Below are 20,020 nucleotides of genomic sequence, written 5' to 3'. Positions count from 1 at the left end.
GGATGGATATTCACGCAGCCTTTATGCATCAGCTGATGATGTGGATAGAGGCGAATATTGAACAAAAGCTCATGCTGGAGACGGTCGCGCGGCGGGCCGGTTATTCGCAGTGGCATTTGCAGCGGCTGTTCCGCAGCTATACTGGCGTGGCGCTGGGAGCCTATATCCGTGAACGGAAGCTAACGGCTTCCGTCATCACCCTGCTCAGCAGTAACACGTCGCTGATGCAGATTGCGCTGCAGTTTGGCTTCGATTCACAGCAAACCTACTGCCGCACCTTTCGGCGCATGTTTGACCTGCCGCCGGGCGCTTTTCGTCGCAAATACCGGCACAGCCTGCCACCGATTGACGGTCCGGCTAGCCTGCTGATGCTGCATTCGCAGAGTCGGCTGGCGTCGTAAAGTATTTGCCTGGCGTTGAGCCGAAGGCGGCGCGAAACGCGCTGATATAGCTGCTGACGCTGTCGAAGCCCACCTGCCAGGCAACCTGCTGCACGCTGTGGCCTGCCGCCAGCCCTTCCAGCGATTTCAGCAGGCGCGATACCTGACGATATTTACTCAGGCTCATGCCAACCGCGCTCGACCAGTGGCGACTCAGGCTGCGCGCGCTCAGACCAGCCCACTGCGCCAGCTCCGGCCCGGTGCGTGTATCAGCCGGATCGTCCATCAGCAGGCGCGCAATCTGCCGCAGACGCGGCTCTTCCGGCAGCGGCAGGGTGAGTTCCTGCGGCGTGGATTCGTACAGTTCATCAAGAAAGACCTGACCCAGCCGGGCATAGCGCGCGCTGCTCCACAGTTCAGGCTCCAGCACCGCCAGCCGTTCAGCCAGCGGCTCCAGCACGGTCGGGCAGGAGAGCAGCACCGGCCGATCCGGCAGCGGCGCGGCCAGCGCTTCGTCAATCAGTACCGTCCAGCCCAGCACGCGCCCCGGCCCGACAAGGGCATGGTCAAACCACGGCGGAATCCAGCCGACCAGCCGCGGCGGATTAGCAAAAATGCCCGACGAGGTGTTCACTGTCATCAATCCCTGGCGCAGACAAAACAGCTGACCGGCGGCATGACGATGCGTGCGTCGCTCGCGATCCAGCTCCTTCGACAGTGACACGGCAATGACTTTGGGCGCATCCGGTCGCAGCAGCCGCTGGCGCAGCTCTTCCTTACGCGGATCGCCAGAGAACGGAAGGTTGTCGGATGGATGGATGAGCATGGCTGGACCTGAGTGATGAGTGGCGGAAGATCACAGGAGTCTACATTGAATCATAACTATATGATTTAACTTTGGTTAAATATTTTCACTATGTTTAATTATACATTTTCATATACACATCTTACCTGCTGTGGGGTGTTAATGAATTGCTAACACCCCCCTAATCAGCTACTTGAAGTCAAATAAATCTATATTTAAGCCAATCATAGAAAGAGATTAATTTTCTGAAGAAATATTTATTATTAGAAGATATAAGTCTATCATAATTTTCTCGGATGAATTGCGCAATAAACTCAGCATCAGGCTCAGGATGTAATGGGGCCAGTGATAAAAATGCGGATTCACTTGCTGCATCGTAAAAATCATTAAATGTCATACCCTGATACTTAACGAAGTCTCTGGGCTTTCTGCTCGCGAAGACATCTGGAAAATCTCTTTGGATATATTGGTCTAGCTTTAAGCCAGATTTCTTATAATCCTCTAATGTTCCTATATTCATTTTTGATAGATATTTGAATACTGGGATGAACTTGTAGTTATATTGTTTTACAGTGATTGTTAGGATTTTCTCAGGTGAGAAATTCTTATTATTTAATGCAACGTCCTCGAATAAATCTTGCACGGTTATAGCCCTATAACCAGTATCTCCTAGCTTTCCAATAACACCTATCCCAAAGACGATCTCAATATCCTTTTTATCTTTTATGTTATCGTAGTCAACTACAGCTATCTTATTCTGTGGGTCTTGACTTTGGACTATTTCGTACACTTGTTCTTTACAAAATCTAAGCACACGTGCCGGTAATTTTCGTTCAAAATTATGAATGGCTTGATAAACCAATGAAAAATTCTTTGTCTTAACTATTTTGACTGGAACCTGAACGTCATTAAAATGAAGATATGACGTCTCGATTACGGCCCCTGTAGCAGGTTCATCTTTATCAATAAATATTAGATTACTTCTTAATTTTTCTAACTTTTCCGTGCCGATGCATAATGATATTGATTTAAGTAATGCGCGAATATTTTCATCTGTTATTGAATATCCAATAAATACAACAGGGTGCTCAACAAAAATTGTTATTAGCTTAGAGGCCAGATAAGCATTTTTACTATTATAATCTCTATAGTCAGCGTCAGTAAGAATCATTGATTCAGGCTTTGAACCACATCCATGTATTTTATATATTTCACCAATGCTATAGGTGTTTGAAAAAAGTAGTTCCTCTTGACCAATGTACGTTGTGTAGTCAGGGAATAAATGTTCAATCAAAAGATCCCAGTTTGTAGTAATTATCCCGTCAACATCACAGGATTTTAGTATTTCAAGTTCATCGTTAAGATCAAGATCTTCTTTTCGATCTTCTGTTTTTTCTATTAGATATCTACTTATTTCTATTCTTAAAGGAGACGATTTATCTTTGACTATATTTGAATGCTTTTCTCTGCTTTCTTTATAGTTGTCGCTACTCCACCATAGGTCATGGAAATCTTCTGCGATTAATAATGCAGAACGTGCTATGTCACCGTTCGCGCTGCTTTTATAGTATTCATACGGCTTACCCATAACACAAAATTTATTGAGTAAACCTTGCCAGTCTTCAAGCCCCATATATCTTCTGGAAAAGCCTGAACCTAGAAACAAGAATGGTCCCGAAGCTCTGTTTATAAATAATTGGTTAAGTTCATTTTCAATATCCATGTGTATTCACCTTAAATATACAAAGACACACTAACTGACGAACATTATCTATGTTGAACGATTATCCTTAATTTGTACTTTTTTACAATGATATCCCTCTTAGCTTATGTAGCTTTTGGTCTGGATGATTTCTCAGAATGGTAAAAAAAAATTTAAGTAAAAAGTGTTCACACTGTTCACTTTTGATTTTAATTATTTTAAATCAGTTAGTTATACGGTGAAGAGCTAAGGGCTGCGTGTACACTTGTGTTCATATTGAGTGATCACTCCGGGCTGAAACGTAAAAAACCGGCCTGAGCCGGTTCGTTTGCTGCGGGGGTTACTGACTGCACGCGGGCAGCCAGTCGGCTTCGCTGTCCTCATGCAGCGTGAGATTGGTCTGGACGCCGTTATTCGTCCGGCGTTTCAGCAGGATGCGCTCACACTCCTTCAGCGTCTGCGGCACCGCCTGACCGGATGCGGTCAGGCTGAGCGGGTGCTGATGGCCGCGCGATTCCATGAATGACAGGTAGGCATGGTACAGATATCGCTTCGGATTCAGCGGGCGGATATTGGCGTTCCCCATAAACAGGCCGGTCGCGGTACTTATCGGCATCAGGTAGGCGCAGAAATCGACCAGCGGGTCAGCCTGGCGTTTAATTTCCAGCGCCTCGCCGGACGTCTGCTGCGCCTGTAGCAGCGCGCGGGCCTCCTCCGGCTGACTGAAGCGCTGCATCAGATGACGAACAATGATGGCCAGCCCGGTACTGATTTTGTCAAGCAGCTGCGGGTCACGTTCTTTTGCCGGTATCACTTCCGGGAACGTCAGAATTGCCCGGCGGCGTGACACACCGCCGCTGCGGTCGCTGAAGCGCATAGGATTGTTGTTCACCGCCAGAATGACCGCCGGAATGTGCGTTGAATAGGCGTCACGGTATTTCGGGTCGATTGCCACCGCATCGCCGCCAGTAATCGCCTTGATGCCCGCGCCGTCGCCGCTCCATTTCTCCTGGTCAGGCAGGATAATCAGCGAGAAGCCCACCACGCTGGCGCGCTCGCGGGAGGATTCCAGCGTGTCGATGGTGGCGGACGTGGTGTTGTCTTCTCCGGCCAGCAGAGTGGCTATCGAGGCCATGACACTTTTACCGCTGCCGCCGGGGCCGTTGACTTCGAGAAACATCTGCCAGTCATAGCGGTTTGCCAGCACCATAAATAACGCCGCGAGAATGCGCTCCTGCTTGTCGTGATTATGCCCAGCGGCCCGCGTTAACCAGCGCCAGAAAGCCGGGGCGTGGTCTGCGGGGTTTTCACCAGGACGCGGCGCGGTGTAGTCCACGCTGTTGACGGTGCGCAGCCTGTGCTCGCGGCGGTGCGGGCTGAAGGTGCCTGTTGTGGTGTCATACACGCCGTTACGGAAGCCAATCAGGCGGCGGGAAGGTTCTCCCATCTGCTGCACCATCAGTTTGAGCGTGTCCAGCACGCTGCCGATACCGGCAGCGGAGAATGGGGCGCGCACCTTCTGAAACAGCGCGGCGATTTCCCGGCGCAGCGTCTTCGCCTCCATCACCTGCCATGCGCAGTTCTCATAGCGGCAGATTTCCTCCCCGTCCGGCGGCACGGCCAGCGCCTGCCCGTAGTGGGCGACCAGCAACTCGGCTTTCTGGCTGGCGCTCATGGCCTTCAGGTCGGCCTCGCTGACGGATTCAAACGGGCTGAGCGACTTCGGCTGCGTGAAGGCGGTGAGCTGCGCCAGCGTGGCGATATCGCCCTGCGCCTGCCACACGTCGTTCCAGTCACCCGTAACCGGCGGCAGTGCGGCTTTCCCGCCACAGTCTTTCGCCGCTTCCTCTGCCTTTAACTGGCCGGTGCCGTTGTCGTCACGGTCGGCGGCAATCAGCATCAGCGCGCCGGGGTGTGACTCACGCAGCCGCATTGCCAGCGCGGGCAGGTTGTTGGCGCTCAGCGCCACGTAAACCGCCTGGCCGGTCAGCCGGTGCACGGTCAGGCCGGTGGCATATCCTTCAGTGAGCCACGGCGTTTTGCCGTCCGGCTCGCCTGCCAGCCAGTACGTGTTTTTCACCTGCCCGCCGGGAAGGGTGCGCTTGTCGCCTGCGGCGCTGATGAGCTGCACGTTAACGGGTGAGCCGTCTTCACCTGTCAGGGGGATGAGCACATCCCCCGCGGCAAAACTGATGCCACCACAGCGCTGCGTATCAGCAAGCGTGAGCGTCTGCGTGCCGTGCAGCCCTTTGGCTGAAAGATGCGCACTGGCAGTCAGCCCTGCGCAACGTGAGTCCGTCGCTGCTGTGGTCCATTAAGCTGCGTATCCGGCGTGAAGAACTGTCCCCGACGTTAGCCGGTGACGACCGGGATGCGATTCAGGACGTGGCTTATCTGGTTGGTGAAGCGCTGACGCAGGCGGCTGCGGCCCTGCCGGGCAGCGTGATGAAAGAGGCTCCGCTGCTGGAGAATATTGGTCTGAATCGCCCGCCGCTGATGGGTATTGATATGGAGCTTTACCGCCATCCTATGCGTCGCCAGAAGCTGGCTGAATCAATCCGGGCGCAGCGTGCAAAGCTTCAGGAGGGCAACCAGAAATGATGCACTGCCCTTACTGCAAAAGCGCGGCGCACACCAAATCGAGCCGCTGTATGTCAGAGCAGGTGTAAGAGCGTTATCACCAGTGCACTAAACTGGACTGCTCCTGTACTTTTAAGACGAATGAGAGCATTACAAAGGTTATCACCGCACCGCCACAGCCGGAAAAAATACCGGCACCACCACCGGAACCGGCAAGAGAACGTCAGACGCTGGGCCGTTATGGTTCTGCATTCCGCCAGGTTCATTAATGCCGCACTGCCGCTGCTACACCAGCGGCTTTTTTGTGTCCATCTTTTCTCTTCCAGAAGCCTTTTTTCTGACCAGCCGCTTTGTAAAGAGTGATGCATGCATAGCGTGCATGGATTTACATGAAAAAACATGCACCGCTTTTCCCCGTTCAAACCATACCGGGTGCGGCCCGGCCCGCATCATGCACCTGCATGAAAAGCGATGCATAAAGCGGGCAGGCGTGGCGGGGATAGCATTGCGCGCGAATGTAAAATGTAGTTTGATAACGGGAGTATTTTGTACTTGATGCTAGGATATGCATTATATGTCGAGGCTGGGGATTAAATGAAAGTAGAATATTTGGTCACTATTGAATTAAAAAATTCTTTTTGTAAAACGAAAAAATCCTTTTTGAATTTCCTTCAGTCGGATTCTGATATAAGCCTTTCTGGTAAGAAAGCTAAGTACATTGGAAATGAGTTCGATATTGAAGTAGTTGAAGAAAATACACCTTCTGAAAAATACAAAATTTTTCACCTTAAGCTGGCAAGTTCTTCTGATGATTTAGAATTATTTTCTGCTTTTTTAAGAGTCATACGGGGCTTGCTTAACCTGGCGTCGAATAACAATATTCAGACGCTATGGGATGATGTCAGTTATAGTTATTCGCGTAAAGCATACCCAATCATTCATGAGTTAGAAAATCTCATGAGGAAGTTAATCACTAAGTTTATGCTGACTAATGTTGGTTTAGGATGGTCTGAAACGGCAATTCCAGATGAGCTAAAAAAAATAAGAAGAGATAAGAAACAGCAAAGCTCAAATAACTATTTATATGATGCTGACTTTATACAGTTGTCTACATTTCTTTTTGATTCATATAGAACTCAAGATTTAGATGGGCTTATCCGCAAAATTAAAGATCATGATGGAGATTCTATACCCATTGATGACGTAAGAGACTTTATACCTAAGTCAAACTGGCAGCGTTATTTTCAGAAACATGTGGATTGTGAAGAGAGTCTGCTTAAATCGAGGTGGGATAAATTATATTTAATTAGATGTAAAGTTGCACATAATAATTTCTTCGAAAGAAATGATTTCGATATGCTAATACAAATGAGCAGCGAAATTAAGCCTATTATTGAAGGGGCAATATCCTCCTTAGAGAAAATTACTGTACCGGAAGAGGAAAGGGAAGAGTTAGCAGAGAATGCTGCGGTAAGTACAAACTACAGAGTGGGTGAGTTTTTACTAAATTGGCGTGCTTTAGAGAAGAAAATTGGAGATCTTGCTGTTAAAGCTGGAATGCCTAAAGAAAGAAGTTATTTAAATATAAAGCCAACTGCACGAGAGCTTAGGGAGCGACAGCTTATTGGAGAGTCTATATATGAATCCATTGTTAACTTATCCCAAGTTAGGAATGTAATTGTACACTCTCAAGGGTTTGAATTGAATGAATATGACTTGGAATATTATATCCAGAACCTCAAGAGTGTAATAAATAATATCTAGTTTCGAATGGTGGTCACTGACCACCATTCAATAAAAAGTCGCTATACCACTGCATCATTTTTTTTCTATCTTCGTAATAGTTAGCATGATTATATATCCCGCGGATTTTATTTTTATCGACATGTGCCCGTTGCATTTCAATCCACGCACTATCAAAACCTTGTTCATGTAAGATAGTAGACATTGTGTGTCGAAAGCCATGACCAGTCGCACGCTCCTTGTATCCTAATAATTCAATGACTTGTGAAACACTTTCCTTAGAGATTAGTTTTCTACGGTTATTTCTGCCAATAAAAATGTAAGGATAATGGCCGGTGATAGGTTTCAATTGCTCGAAAAGGGCAATTACTTGGGTAGATAAAGGTACAACATGAGGCCTGCGCATTTTCATCCGTTCCGTAGGTATCTCCCAAATACCTTTTTCAAGGTCAACTTCATCCCAGGTTGCGAAGCGCACCTCCTGAGTTCTAACCCCTGTCAACATCACTATTTTCGTGGCTTTTTTAGTAATAATGCTACCCGCATACGCTTCCAAGTCTTGAACAAAATAAGGCAGCTCTTCCGCAGATAAAAATGGGTGATTCTTTTGTTTGGGAACGGCTAGCGCAATAGATAAATCAGGAGCAGGATTATACTCAGCTCGGCCGGTAATAATTGCATAGCGGAACACCTCCCCACAGCGCTGGCGTACCTTACGAGTTTTCTCTAACGCTTCCCGCTTTTCTATACGACGCAGTACCTCAAGAAGTTCAAGCGGCTTAATCTCTGAGATTGGACGATTGCCGATAAACGGGAAAACGTCTTGCTCAAAGGTCTTAATGATCTCGTCCCGATAAGCAACGGTCCAGCGGTCCGCCTTATTCGTATGCCATTCCCGGCTGATGACCTCGAAAGAGTTCTCTGCTGAAAGCTGCTTTGCCAGTTTTTGGGCTTTACGCTCCACTAATGGGTCAACGCCATTTACTACCTGCTTACGCGCCATATCACGCTTCTCGCGTGCCTCAGCGAGTGAAACGAGGCTATAGGAACCAAACGACATTAACTTAGCCTTACCGTTGAATCGGTAACGGAAGCGCCAGCCTTTGCTGCCATCAGGGTTAATGAGTAAAGCCAAGCCTAGGCCATCGCTAAGGGTGTAAGGCTTTTCCTGGGGTTTTGCGCGTCGAATTTGTATGTCTGTAAGTGCCATGTGTATAAGTCTAAGTGTGTATAAAAATCTATACACATTTGTCATGGATGCTGGCAGATGCAACAGGATGTATACGGACGGGTGGTATGTATTTTGTTGTTAATAAACGAAAATATAAATAATCTCGGATGGTTTCGGAAGTGCAGTGGCGGAAGATCACAGGAGTCGAACCTGCCCGGGACCGCTGGCGGCCCCAACCGGATTTGAAATCCGGCCGCCTCACCGGAGACGACGATCTTCCTTTGAAGATGCCGCGCAGTATAGCGGCAATTGGCGGCAAAATCTTGATCGCAGCGGGGCGTTATTGCACCTTCTCGCCGTGATGCTGTCGATACTCCTTTGGCGTGGTGGCGTAGCTTTTCTTAAACACCGAATAGAAGTACTGCAGGGAAGGATAGCCGCACATCTGCGAAATTTCATTAATATTCAATGAAGAGCAGGCCAGCAGTTCACGCGCTTTCTCCAGCTTCTCGCGGTGAATCATGGCGTGAATGGTGTCGCCGGTCTCATCGCGAAAACGCTTTTCCAGATTGGAGCGCGACATGCCAATCGCATCCAGCACCTGTTCGACCTTGATGCCTTTACAGGCGTTAAAGCGGATGTAATGCATCGCCTGAATCACCGCCGGATCGCGCAGCGAGCGAAAATCGGTAGAGCGGCGGGCAATGACTTTCACCGGCGGCACCAGAATGCGTTGCAGCGGCAGCGTTTGCCGATCGAGCAGACGATGCAACAGCTTGGCGGCCTGATAACCCATCTGGCGTGTGCCCTGGGCTACCGAAGAGAGCGCCACACGGGACAGATAGCGCGTCAGCTCTTCGTTATCGATACCGATTACGCTGAGCTTCTCCGGCACCGGAATTTTCAGGTGTTCACAAGCCTGCAGCAAATGACGCGCACGCGCGTCGGTCACCGCGATAATGCCGGTCTGCGGCGGCAGCGTTTGCAGCCAGTCGGCGAGGCGGTTTTGCGCGTGCTGCCAGTTTTCCGGCGCGGTTTCCATCCCCTGATACACCACACCCTGGTAGCGCTCGCGCATCACCAGCTGGCGAAACGCCTGCTCGCGCTCCTGCGCCCAGCGTTTGCCGCTGGCGGCGGGCAGGCCGTAAAACGCAAAGCGATGAATGCCTTTCTCTTTCAGGTGCAGAAAGGCACTCTCCACCAGCGCAGCGTTGTCGGTGGCGATGTAGTGCACCGGCGGATAATCCTGCTGGCGGTGATAGGAGCCACCAACGCCGACAATCGGCACCGGCACATTGCTGAGCAGGCTCTCGATTGAGCTGTCGTCGTAATCCGCAATGACGCCGTCCCCCAGCCATTCGCGGATGTTGTCGATGCGACAGCGGAAATCCTCTTCAATGAAGATATCCCAGTCGGTTTGCGAAGCCTGCAGATAATCGCCGACCCCTTCCACCACCTGGCGGTCATACACCTTGTTGGCGTTAAACAGCAGCGTAATACGGTAACGTTTTTCGTGCATCGTGGCGCGCTCCCTTAAACCTGTTGCGCATTGCATAGCACGGCGGAAAAGGCAGCAGAAATTGTTTGCGCCACATTGTGATCGCCCACGCGATTACACCCGGCGGCGCGTGGCCGTATCCATCCACACCGCCAGCAGTAAAATCGCCCCTTTAACGATGTACTGCCAGAAGGTCGGCACGTCCATCATGCTCATGCCGTTATCCAGAGACGCCATGATGAAGGCGCCCATCACCGCGCCGGCCACCGAACCGACGCCGCCCGCCAGGCTGGTGCCGCCAATCACGCAGGCAGCGATGGCGTCCAGTTCGGCAATATTGCCCGCCGAGGGCGAGCCAGCACCAAGACGTGAGCTGAGGATCAGGCCGGCGATAGCCACCATGACGCCGTTGATGGCGAACACCGCCAGCTTGGTGCGCGCCACGTTGATGCCCGACAGGCGCGCTGCATCAATGTTGCCGCCGATGGCGTAAATCCGTCGTCCGAAGGCGGTGCGCGTGGCCATAAACATGCCGCCGAGCAGCAGCAGTGCCAGCAGCAGGACCGGTGTCGGCACGCCGCGGTAATCGTTCAGCAACCAGATGGCACCCAGTACCAGAACAGCGGTAATCGCCTGGCGTGCCACCGTGCCGCTGGCGGCTGGTTGTGATAACCCCAGCTGCTGACGACGCAGCCGCAGCCGCCATTGCCAGAGAATAAACAGCGCCAGACCGGCGAAGCCGAAGCCAAAGCCAACACCGCCGGGCAAATAGCTTTGCCCGATCTGCGACATCGCCGGCGTTGTTGGCGCTACGGTGGTGCCATCGGTAATACCAACCAGAATGCCGCGAAACGCCAGCATGCCCGCCAGCGTGACGATGAACGAGGGCACTTTACGGTACGCGACCCACCAGCCATTCCAGGTGCCCAGCAACAGGCCAAGCACCAGCGTTACCACGATGGTCAGCGGCAGCGGCCAGCCGAGCCAGACGTCAAAGATGGCCGCAGCACCGCCCAGCAGGCCCATCATCGAACCGACGGAAAGGTCGATTTCCGCCGAGATAATGACAAACACCATGCCCACCGCGAGGATGCCGGTGATGGCGGTCTGGCGCAGCAGGTTAGAGACGTTGCGTGGGCTAAGCCAGGCACCGTCGGTGGTCCAGGTGAAGAACAGAGCGATAAGCGCAATCGCTCCCAGCATCACCAGCACCTGCAGATTGAAGCGCGGAAACTTGCCCGGCGCTGGCTTGCCCGGGGTACCGGACAGGCTCTGGCTACTTTCAGTTTTAAGCATAATGTTCGCTCCGCAGGGCAGCTTCCATGACCTGCTCCTGAGTCAGGTTGTCGTTAATCAGATCGGCTTTGATTTGCCCTTCGTGCATCACCAATACGCGGTCACTCAGACCCAGCACTTCAGGCAGTTCGGAGGAGATAACAATCACCGCGATGCCCTGCTGCACCAGCGCGTTAATCAGCAGATAGATCTCCTGGCGAGCGCCGACGTCGATGCCGCGCGTCGGTTCGTCCAGAATCAAAATGCGCGGATTGAGCAGCAGGCATTTGGCGAGGATCGCTTTTTGCTGATTGCCACCGCTGAGGCGGCCAATCGCCAGCTCGGGTGAGGAGGTTTTGACACGCAGACGGCGGATAGCATCGTTGATCGCCTGCTGCTCCTGGGCTTCATCCAGCGTGGAGAAGCGATGGCTGTATTGATCCAGCGCGGCCAGCGTGATGTTTTTCCCCACGCCCATCAGTGGCACGATGCCATCTTTTTTCCGGTCCTCCGGCACCATGGCGATGCCGTGCGCAATCGCTGCCCGGCAATCGTCAATCTTCACCTGCTGACCATCAATCCAGATTTCGCCCTGCCAGCGACCGGGCCAGACACCAAACAGGCACTGGACCGTTTCGGTGCGTCCTGCACCCACCAGCCCGGCAATACCGAGAATTTCGCCGCGCTTCAGGCTGAACGACACATTATTAACGCGGCGCACGTGGCGGTTGACCGGATGCCAGGCGGTAAGGTTTTCGACTTTCAGTACCGTTTCGCCGATCTCGTGCGGCTGGTGCGGATAGAGCGCGGTGAGCTCGCGGCCCACCATCATCGTGATGATGTCATCTTCACTCAGCCCGGCTGCTGGCCGTGTGGCGATGTGCTGACCATCGCGGATCACACAGATGGTGTCCGAAATTGCTTTGACCTCATTAAGCTTGTGGGAGATGTAGATGCAGGCAATACCGTGCTCGCGCAGGTTAGTGATAATCCCAAGCAGCACTTCGGTTTCCTGTTCGGTGAGCGACGAGGTCGGCTCATCGAGGATCAGCAATCGTACCTGCTTATTCAGCGCCCGCGCGATCTCTACCAGCTGCTGCTGGCCGAGGCCGAGCTCGCCAACTTTGGTGGCAGGCGAAACGTTAAGTTTGACCCGCTCCAGCAGCTGCTGGCAGCGCAGCGTCATGGTTTCATCATCGACCATACCGAAGCGACCGAGCTCGGCACCGAGGAAAATGTTCTCCATGACCGTAAGCTGCCGCACCAGCGCCAGCTCCTGATGAATAATCACAATGCCTTTACGCTCGGTGTCGCGGATGGTTTGCGCCTCGATGCGATCGCCGGCAAAGCGAATTTCGCCGTCAAATTCGCCGTGCGGGTAAAGCCCGCACAGCACTTTCATCAGCGTCGATTTGCCCGAGCCGTTCTCACCGCACAGCGACATGACTTCACCGGCTTCGAGCCGCAGGCTGACGGCATCCAGCGCTTTCACCGCGCCGAAACGCTTGGTGATGTTGTTCATTTCCAGCAGCATCGATCTGCTCCTTCGCGTTTCAGGCGCTTAGAGTTCGCTCTGTTTATGGAAGCCGTCTTTCACTACGGTGCTTTCGATGTTGTCTTTGTTGACCGGAATCGGCTTCAGCAGGCGCGACGGCACCTCTTTCAGGCCATTATTCAGCTTGCTGTTGCTGGCGGGCGTTTTGCCATCGCCCAGTTCCACTGCAATTTTTGCCGCTTCGGTGGCAAGTTCGGTGATGGGTTTGTACACCGTCATGGTTTGCGTGCCGTTCATGATGCGTTTGATGGCGGCGAGATCGGCGTCCTGACCGGAAATGGCGACTTTGCCCGCCAGTCCCTGCGCGCTCAGCGCCTGAATGGCCCCACCGGCGGTGGCATCGTTGGAGGCAACGACGGCATCAATGTGGTTGCTGTTAGCGGTCAGCGCGTTTTCCATGATTTTCAGCGCATTCTCTGGCAGCCAGGCATCAACCCACTGATCGCCCACCACTTTAATGCTGCCGTTATCGATGTAAGGTTTTAATACTTTCATCTGGCCGGCACGGAACAGACGCGCGTTATTATCCACCGGCGATCCGCCCATCAAAAAGTAGTTCCCTTTAGGTACCTGTTTAACCAGACTTTCGGCCTGCAGTTCGCCGACCTTTTCATTATCAAACGAGATATAAAAATCGATATCAGCATTATTAATCATGCGGTCATAAGCGAGAACTTTAATGCCTTCGCGTTTCGCTTCGGCCACCACATTACTCAATACCTGACCGTTATAAGGAATGATGACCAGCACATCGACACCGCGGTTGATCATATTTTCAATCTGCGAGATTTGCGTCTCTTCATTGCCGTTGGCCGACTGGACAAATACTTTGGCCCCAGACTTTTCCGCCTGGCTGACAAAAATGTCCCGGTCTTTCTGCCAGCGTTCCAGACGTAAATCATCGATCGCCATACCGATTTTCACTTCTTTCGCCAGCCCGGCGTGGCTGAACAGGGCCAGTGCAGCGCTGAGGGCTAACAGCGTGTGTCTCATTTTCATCATGGTCATCCTGTAGGTTGAGGCTATTGTCGTTGTAAGGCTATGAACCAGGGCGGATGAATTGTTGCCCCGCGACGTGAACAACATCAATTACTGATTTTTATCCTGCTATTACGTTTTTTTGTTTATTTGTGATTTTTTGAGCGCGATCGAAATTTTACGCGGCCATCTGTTAAATCTTGCAGCGGCGCTGCGCGCCGGCACGCGATGTAATTAAATACATGGATTTGCGAGCTGCCGCACAAATAATAATTATCTTAAGTTCAGTGTGAAATATCGTAATTGAGCTGAACGCTCACGCCTCCGCAAAATAACGCTTCACTGCTGACCATTCGGGTCTGATGCTAAGGAGCACAACATGCACGCTTATTTCGACCAGCTTGAGCGCGTTGGTTATGAAGGGGCCAATACCACTAACGCACTGGCGTTTCGTCATTACAATCCGCAGGAAGTGATTCTGGGTAAAACCATGGCGGAACACCTGCGTTTTGCCGCCTGTTACTGGCACACGTTCTGCTGGAACGGGGCGGATATGTTCGGCGTGGGTGCCTTTGATCGCCCGTGGCAGAAAAATGGCGATGCGCTGCAGCTGGCGAAGCTCAAAGCGGATGTCGCGTTCGAGTTCTTTTACAAACTCAACGTGCCCTATTACTGCTTCCATGATGTCGATGTGTCACCGGAAGGTGATTCGCTGCGCAGCTACCAGGAAAACCTGGCGGTAATGACAGATAAGCTGCTGGAAAAACAGCAGGAAACCGGCGTCAGATTGCTGTGGGGCACCGCGAACTGCTTTACGCATCCCCGCTATGCGGCCGGCGCGGCGACCAGCCCGGATCCGGAAATTTTCGCCTGGGCAGCCAGCCAGGTGTGCAGCGCGATGCAGGCGACGCAGACGCTGGGCGGTGAAAACTATGTGCTGTGGGGCGGACGCGAAGGGTACGAAACGCTGCTGAATACCGATTTGCGGCAGGAGCGCGAGCAGATCGGACGCTTCATGCAGATGGTGGTGGAGCACAAGCATAAAATCGGTTTCCAGGGGATGCTGCTGATTGAGCCGAAGCCGCAGGAACCGACTAAACACCAGTACGACTTTGATGTCGCGACGGTCTACGGTTTCCTCCGGCAGTTTGGCCTGGAAAAAGAGATCAAAGTGAATGTGGAAGCCAACCATGCCACGCTGGCGGGTCACTCTTTCCATCATGAAATTGCGACGGCGATTGCGCTGGGCATCTTCGGTTCGGTCGATGCCAATCGCGGTGACAGCCAGTGCGGCTGGGATACCGACCAGTTCCCGAACAGCGTCGAAGAAAACGCGCTGGTGATGTACGAAATCCTCAAAGCGGGCGGGTTCACCACCGGCGGCTTAAACTTTGATGCCAAAGTACGGCGCCAGAGCACCGACAAATACGATCTGTTTTATGGCCACATCGGCGCGATGGATACCATGGCGCTGGCGCTGAAAGTGGCGGCACGTATGGTGAGCGATGGCGAGCTGGATAAGCGCGTGGCGCAGCGCTATAGCGGCTGGAATGGTGAGTTCGGCCAGCAAATTCTGAAAGGCGAGTTTTCTCTTGCCTCGCTGGCGGCGCATGCTCAGCAGCAGCAACTCAATCCGCAGCATCGCAGCGGACGCCAGGAGCAGCTGGAAAATCTGGTGAATCACTATCTGTATAATTTCTAACCCATCGGGAGCGAAGCATGGTTATCGGGATCGATTTAGGCACCTCCGGCGTTAAAGTGGCGCTGCTGGATGCGCACGGCCAGGTTCAGGCCACGGCCAGCGCGCCGCTGCAGGTGACGCGTCCGCAGCCGCTATGGAGCGAACAGGATCCCGAAAGCTGGTGGCAGGCCACCGATAGTGCCATGCAGGCGCTGGCGCAGCAGCACGATTTACGCCACGTCAGCGCCATCGGTTTTAGCGGCCAGATGCACGGCGCGACGCTGCTGGACGCCGCGCATCAGGTGCTGCGTCCGGCGATATTGTGGAACGACGGGCGCAGTAGCGCGCAGTGTCACGAGCTGGAGCAGCGCGTGCCGTCGTCGCGTCAGATTACCGGCAACCTGATGATGCCGGGTTTTACCGCGCCCAAATTGTTGTGGGTGCAGCAGCATGAACCGGCGATATTTGCGCAGGTTCATGCTGCTGCTGCCGAAAGATTATCTGCGCTGGCGGATGAGCGGCGATTTCGCCACCGATATGTCAGATGCGGCCGGAACGATGTGGCTGGATGTGGCACAGCGCGACTGGAGCGATGCAATGCTGGCGGCGTGCGGGCTGAACCGCAGCCACATGCCGCAGTTGTTTGAAGGCAACCAGATTACCGGCACGCTGCTGGCGGAAATTGCGGCACGCTGGGGGATGGAGCCGGTGCCGCTGGTGGCCGGCGGCGGCGACAATGCGGCTGGCGCCGTCGGCGTTGGCATGGTTGAGCCAGGACAGGGCATGCTGTCGCTCGGCACCTCCGGCGTCTATTTTCTGGTGAGCGAAGGCTATCTCAGCAATCCGCAACGCGCCGTGCACAGTTTCTGTCATGCGCTGCCGCAGCGCTGGCATCTGATGTCGGTGATGCTGAGTGCCGCCGCCTGTCTGGGCTGGGCCGCTGCGCTGACCGGCTGCGATGATGTGCCGCACCTGCTGGCCGAAGCTGAACGCGCCAGCGCGCAGGCCACGCCGGTGTGGTTTTTGCCTTACCTTTCCGGCGAGCGCACGCCGCACAATAATCCGCAGGCACAGGGAGCTTTCTTTGGCCTGACGCACCAGCACGGCCGGCCGGAACTGGCGCGCGCGGTGCTGGAAGGCGTGGGCTTTGCGCTGGCGGAAGGCATGGATGCGGTGCATGAATGTGGCGTACTGCCCAACGCGGTGATGCTGATTGGCGGCGGTGCGCGCAGCGCGTACTGGCGGCAGATGCTGGCGGACATCAGCGGACTGACGCTGGATTATTGTCACGGCGGCGAGGTGGGGCCGGCGCTCGGTGCCGCGCGCCTGGCGCAGCTGGCGGTGGACCCGGCCAGCGAATGGCCGGCACCGGCGTTAGTGCAGCGCCATCAGCCGGATGCCGCGCAGCATCAGGCTCATCAGCCGCGTCGTGCGCGCTTTGCGCAGCTATATCAGCAGCTGCTGCCACTGATGTCCTGATTTGGCTGAAGCATGGCCGGATGAGGTCGCAAGGCGTGAACAGAGTCGGGTATGATGGAAAGAATCGATGAAGATACGTGGCCGGATTTGGCTGCGCATCTTCACCCATCGTTACCCCTTCATCGCCTGAGGAACCCACCATGCCGCAGCCCGTCTATTTTCTTGTCCTGCCGGGCGTTATGGCGCTCGACCTCACCGGGCCGGCAGAGACGCTGCAGCTGGCGGGCGGACATTTTGCGCTGCACTACATCGGCCCGCAGGCGAGCGTCACCTGCTCGACCGGCATGACCATTGCTGATATTGCACCGCTGCCCGCCACGCTACCTGATAACAGTCTGCTGATTGTGCCCGGCGTGTTCGATTCCCGCATCTGGTTCGATACCGGGGCAGCCGGGCAGGCGCGCGACTGGCTGCGCCAGCAACACGGCGCGATTCATACGCGGCGCATTACCCTCGTGTGTATTTGCTCCGGCGCGCTGCTCTCCGCGCAGGCTGGCCTGCTGGATGGCGTACAGTGCACCACGCACCATGATGTGTTGCCGCGCCTGAAAGCTGCCGCGCCGGCTGCGCTGGTGAAAGACAACCGCGTGTTTGTGGAAGATGCCGGCATCTGGACCAGTGCGGGGATTACTGCGGGTATCGATCTGGCGCTGCACCTGATCAACCGTCTGTGCGGCGCGCGGCAGGCGCTAACGGTGGCGCGGGAGATGGTGGTGTGGTTCCGCCGCTCGGGTGACGATCCGCAACTGTCGCCGTGGCTGCGTTATCGTAATCATCTGCATCCGGCGATTCATCGCGCGCAGGACGCGATGATTGCGCATCCGGAACATGACTGGTCGCTGGGCGCGCTGGCCGAACGTGCCCACGTCAGCGAGCGCCATCTGACGCGCCTGTTTCGCCAGCATCTGGGTATCAGCGTGCGGGAATACCACGAGCAGCTGCGGCTGGTGATTGCGCGCCAGCGCCAGCAGCAGGGGGAGGCGGCGGAGAAAGCGGCGCTGGCCGCCGGCTTCTCCTCGGCACGCCAGCTGCGTCGCGCCCGGCAGCGCTGGGACGATCAGCTCACCAGATGATGCTTGTCCACGCGTTTCAGCAACATCGCCAGCAGCAGGCTGCCCAGCAGGGTTACGCCAAAGACCCACGGCAGATCGAGCCACGGCCGCGACATATCGTCGTAATGATGGGTACGCAGATAGTGAATGAACAGCGCATGGAAACCATAAATCGGCAGCGAATAGCGTGAAATGGTCGCCAGCAGCGGCAGCGGCCGGTGGTTCAGCACATTTTTAAACAGCACCAGCAGGCTTATCGCCGCGATAAACACCAGTGGGCCACAGTAAAGATACCAGGTGTCATTAAACGCGCCGTTAATCTTCAGCATCTGTCTGGTGCCAAGTGCGATACCGATGACGCAGGCGATAAAACTCAGCCCGGCCAGCCAGCTGATGCCGCGCCTGTCGGTATCCATCACGCCAATCGCCCGCCCAAGCAGCGCATACAGCAGGTAGTAAATCGAGTCGCCGCTGACATACAGATTGACCGGCAGCCAGTGGAACGGCCCCAGCGACTGGCTGACGGTGTTCGGATTGGCGATCACCGCGAGGACCAGCACCAGCAGCGCCACATAGCGCGGCGGCACGTTTTTCACCTGAATCAGCGGAGACAGCAGGTAGATGCCGATAATGGCGAAGAAGAACCACAGATGGTAGAACACCGGCTTCTGCAGCAGCTTCAGCAGCGATCGGCCTTCGCTGATCGGCGTCAGCCAGGTGATGTAGGCCAGCGCGACGGCGCTGTAGAACAGCAGGCACAGCACAATGCGCAATAGATGGCGGCCCTGCGCGCTGCGTTCGCCAAAGAACAGATAACCGGAAATCATGAAGAACAGCGGCACGCAGACGCGCGAAGCCGAGTTAAGCAGATTGGCGACGTCCCAGCTGGGTCCGGTGACTGCCATCGGTCCGGTGATGTACCAGGTGGTGGTGTGAATGACGATCACCATCAGACAGGCGACCGCGCGTAAGTTATCAATCCAGCAGATTTTTTGCGACATGGCTTCCTCGTGCGTACTCCGTGCGAAGAAGGGTAGCCAGTGCACAGCGGGCCAACAACCCCCGCAGCCTGGATTTCGGAGCTCTCTGTTAACCGCCGCACAACCGTGGCCGCCTGCGCCAGGATTTCCGGCTGCACAATGCGCGGTCAAAGGGTATACTGTCGCACTCTTTTTAAATCCACCCGTATCGCGTGCGAATTCAACATGCAAAAGTTTGATACCAAGACCTTTCAGGGCCTGATCCTGACCTTGCAGGATTACTGGGCGCGTCAGGGCTGCACCATCGTCCAGCCGCTGGACATGGAAGTGGGCGCTGGCACTTCTCACCCTATGACTTGCCTGCGTGCTCTCGGGCCAGAGCCAATGGCGAGCGCCTACGTGCAGCCATCGCGCCGTCCCACCGATGGCCGCTACGGTGAAAACCCGAACCGTTTACAGCACTACTACCAGTTCCAGGTGGTGATTAAGCCGAACCCGGACAACCTTCAGGAGCTGTACCTCGGATCGCTGAAAGAGCTCGGTATCGACCCTGGCGTGCATGACATTCGCTTCGTCGAAGATAACTGGGAAAACCCAACGCTGGGCGCCTGGGGGCTCGGCTGGGAAGTGTGGCTGAACGGCATGGAAGTCACGCAGTTCACCTACTTCCAGCAGGTCGGCGGCCTGGAGTGTAAGCCGGTGACCGGCGAGATCACCTACGGTCTGGAGCGCCTGGCGATGTACATCCAGGGCGTGGACAGCGTGTACGATCTCACCTGGAGTGACGGCGCGTTCGGCAAAACCACCTACGGTGACGTGTTCCACCAGAACGAGGTGGAGCAGTCGACCTATAACTTTGAGTACGCCGACGTCGATTTCCTGTTCAGCTGCTTCGAGCAGTATGAAAAAGAGGCACAGCAGCTGCTGGCGCTGGAAAAACCGCTGCCGCTGCCGGCTTATGAGCGCATTCTCAAAGCCGCGCACAGCTTTAACCTGCTTGATGCGCGCAAGGCGATCTCGGTCACCGAGCGCCAGCGCTATATCCTGCGTATCCGCACCCTGACGAAAGCCGTGGCGGAAGCCTATTATGCCTCCCGTGAGGCGCTCGGCTTCCCTATGTGCAACCGTAATAAGTAAGAGG

General features: G+C 54.5%; 15 protein-coding genes, 1 tRNA gene and 2 pseudogenes. 8 read left to right on the top strand and 10 right to left on the bottom strand.

Features of this window, described 5'->3' with window-relative positions; all coding sequences use genetic code 11:
• Positions 1 to 2 precede the first annotated feature (2 nt).
• The gene (locus H7K56_RS20725) at positions 3 to 401 is read left to right on the top strand and encodes a helix-turn-helix domain-containing protein (RefSeq protein WP_058775597.1); all 399 of its coding nucleotides are present in this window, start codon (positions 3 to 5) and stop codon (positions 399 to 401) included.
• Here the strand turns inward: H7K56_RS20725 and H7K56_RS20720 are convergent.
• From H7K56_RS20720 to H7K56_RS20710, 3 genes are all read right to left on the bottom strand, one after another.
• Positions 358 to 1,206 carry an AraC family transcriptional regulator gene (locus H7K56_RS20720; RefSeq protein ID WP_150361093.1) on the bottom strand — a complete coding sequence of 283 codons (849 nt, stop codon included), beginning with the start codon at positions 1,204 to 1,206 and terminating at the stop codon, positions 358 to 360. The two genes, H7K56_RS20725 and H7K56_RS20720, sit on opposite strands and share 44 nt — an antisense overlap.
• Positions 1,207 to 1,384: 178 nt before the next feature.
• The gene (locus H7K56_RS20715; RefSeq protein WP_150361094.1) at positions 1,385 to 2,908 is read right to left on the bottom strand and encodes an SIR2 family protein; all 1,524 of its coding nucleotides are present in this window, start codon (positions 2,906 to 2,908) and stop codon (positions 1,385 to 1,387) included.
• A gap of 319 nt (positions 2,909 to 3,227) precedes the next feature.
• Positions 3,228 to 5,165 carry a primase-like DNA-binding domain-containing protein gene (locus tag H7K56_RS20710; protein ID WP_249042732.1) on the bottom strand — a complete coding sequence of 646 codons (1,938 nt, stop codon included), beginning with the start codon at positions 5,163 to 5,165 and terminating at the stop codon, positions 3,228 to 3,230.
• An 11-nt stretch (positions 5,166 to 5,176) separates the two neighbouring features.
• On the opposite strand from H7K56_RS20710, the gene H7K56_RS20705 reads away from it, so the two are divergent.
• From H7K56_RS20705 to H7K56_RS20695, 3 genes and pseudogenes are all read left to right on the top strand, one after another.
• Positions 5,177 to 5,488, top strand: a complete 312-nt coding sequence (locus H7K56_RS20705; RefSeq protein ID WP_245001386.1) for a hypothetical protein — start codon at positions 5,177 to 5,179, stop codon at positions 5,486 to 5,488.
• Positions 5,485 to 5,736 (top strand): annotated as a pseudogene (locus H7K56_RS20700) (ogr/Delta-like zinc finger family protein). Before H7K56_RS20705 ends, H7K56_RS20700 begins: the two are co-directional and overlap by 4 nt.
• A 325-nt stretch (positions 5,737 to 6,061) precedes the next feature.
• Entirely contained in the window at positions 6,062 to 7,231 is a 1,170-nt protein-coding gene (locus H7K56_RS20695) for a HEPN domain-containing protein (RefSeq protein WP_150361095.1), read from the top strand.
• A gap of 13 nt (positions 7,232 to 7,244) precedes the next feature.
• Here the strand turns inward: H7K56_RS20695 and H7K56_RS20690 are convergent, their stop codons facing one another.
• The 6 genes from H7K56_RS20690 to xylF all read right to left on the bottom strand — a co-directional run bounded on the left by H7K56_RS20690 (position 7,245) and on the right by xylF (position 13,708).
• A complete protein-coding gene (locus H7K56_RS20690; protein WP_150361096.1) occupies positions 7,245 to 8,420 on the bottom strand; it encodes a tyrosine-type recombinase/integrase in 1,176 nt (391 codons plus the stop codon).
• A gap of 146 nt (positions 8,421 to 8,566) precedes the next feature.
• A tRNA-Sec gene (locus tag H7K56_RS20685) sits at positions 8,567 to 8,661 on the bottom strand.
• A 60-nt stretch (positions 8,662 to 8,721) separates the two neighbouring features.
• Positions 8,722 to 9,900 (bottom strand): D-xylose utilization transcriptional activator XylR, encoded by a 1,179-nt coding sequence (xylR, locus tag H7K56_RS20680; protein WP_150361097.1) that lies wholly within the window; start codon positions 9,898 to 9,900, stop codon positions 8,722 to 8,724.
• 93 nt (positions 9,901 to 9,993) lie between these two features.
• Positions 9,994 to 11,175 (bottom strand): xylose ABC transporter permease XylH, encoded by a 1,182-nt coding sequence (gene xylH / locus H7K56_RS20675; RefSeq protein WP_150361098.1) that lies wholly within the window; start codon positions 11,173 to 11,175, stop codon positions 9,994 to 9,996.
• On the bottom strand, positions 11,168 to 12,688 hold the full coding sequence (locus tag H7K56_RS20670) for a xylose ABC transporter ATP-binding protein (protein WP_058758165.1): 1,521 nt from the start codon (positions 12,686 to 12,688) through the stop codon (positions 11,168 to 11,170). The genes xylH and H7K56_RS20670 overlap by 8 nt, the downstream gene beginning before the upstream one ends.
• Positions 12,689 to 12,715: 27 nt before the next feature.
• Entirely contained in the window at positions 12,716 to 13,708 is a 993-nt protein-coding gene (gene xylF / locus H7K56_RS20665) for a D-xylose ABC transporter substrate-binding protein (RefSeq protein WP_058758164.1), read from the bottom strand.
• A 358-nt stretch (positions 13,709 to 14,066) separates the two neighbouring features.
• On the opposite strand from xylF, the gene xylA reads away from it, so the two are divergent.
• The 3 genes and pseudogenes from xylA (at position 14,067) to H7K56_RS20650 (ending at position 17,920) form a co-directional block, all read left to right on the top strand.
• Entirely contained in the window at positions 14,067 to 15,389 is a 1,323-nt protein-coding gene (gene xylA, locus H7K56_RS20660) for a xylose isomerase (protein WP_058775593.1), read from the top strand.
• Positions 15,390 to 15,406: 17 nt separating this feature from the next.
• Positions 15,407 to 16,847: pseudogene (gene xylB / locus H7K56_RS20655) on the top strand (xylulokinase).
• Positions 16,848 to 16,987: 140 nt separating this feature from the next.
• Entirely contained in the window at positions 16,988 to 17,920 is a 933-nt protein-coding gene (locus H7K56_RS20650) for a GlxA family transcriptional regulator (protein WP_058770764.1), read from the top strand.
• Here the strand turns inward: H7K56_RS20650 and H7K56_RS20645 are convergent.
• Complete coding sequence (locus H7K56_RS20645) at positions 17,905 to 18,900, bottom strand: acyltransferase (protein ID WP_058758160.1); 996 nt, start codon at positions 18,898 to 18,900, stop codon at positions 17,905 to 17,907. The two genes, H7K56_RS20650 and H7K56_RS20645, sit on opposite strands and share 16 nt — an antisense overlap.
• 204 nt (positions 18,901 to 19,104) lie before the next feature.
• Here H7K56_RS20645 and glyQ point away from each other — a divergent pair, with 204 nt between their 5' ends.
• Positions 19,105 to 20,016: a glycine--tRNA ligase subunit alpha gene (gene glyQ, locus H7K56_RS20640; protein WP_021506863.1), complete on the top strand. Its 912-nt coding sequence runs from the start codon at positions 19,105 to 19,107 to the stop codon at positions 20,014 to 20,016.
• Positions 20,017 to 20,020: the final 4 nt, after the last annotated feature.

Source organism: Pantoea dispersa, assembly GCF_014155765.1.
Classification (GTDB): domain Bacteria; phylum Pseudomonadota; class Gammaproteobacteria; order Enterobacterales; family Enterobacteriaceae; genus Pantoea; species Pantoea dispersa.
Note: the sequence above shows the minus strand (reverse complement) of the source record. Positions and strands in the feature narration are given on the sequence as shown.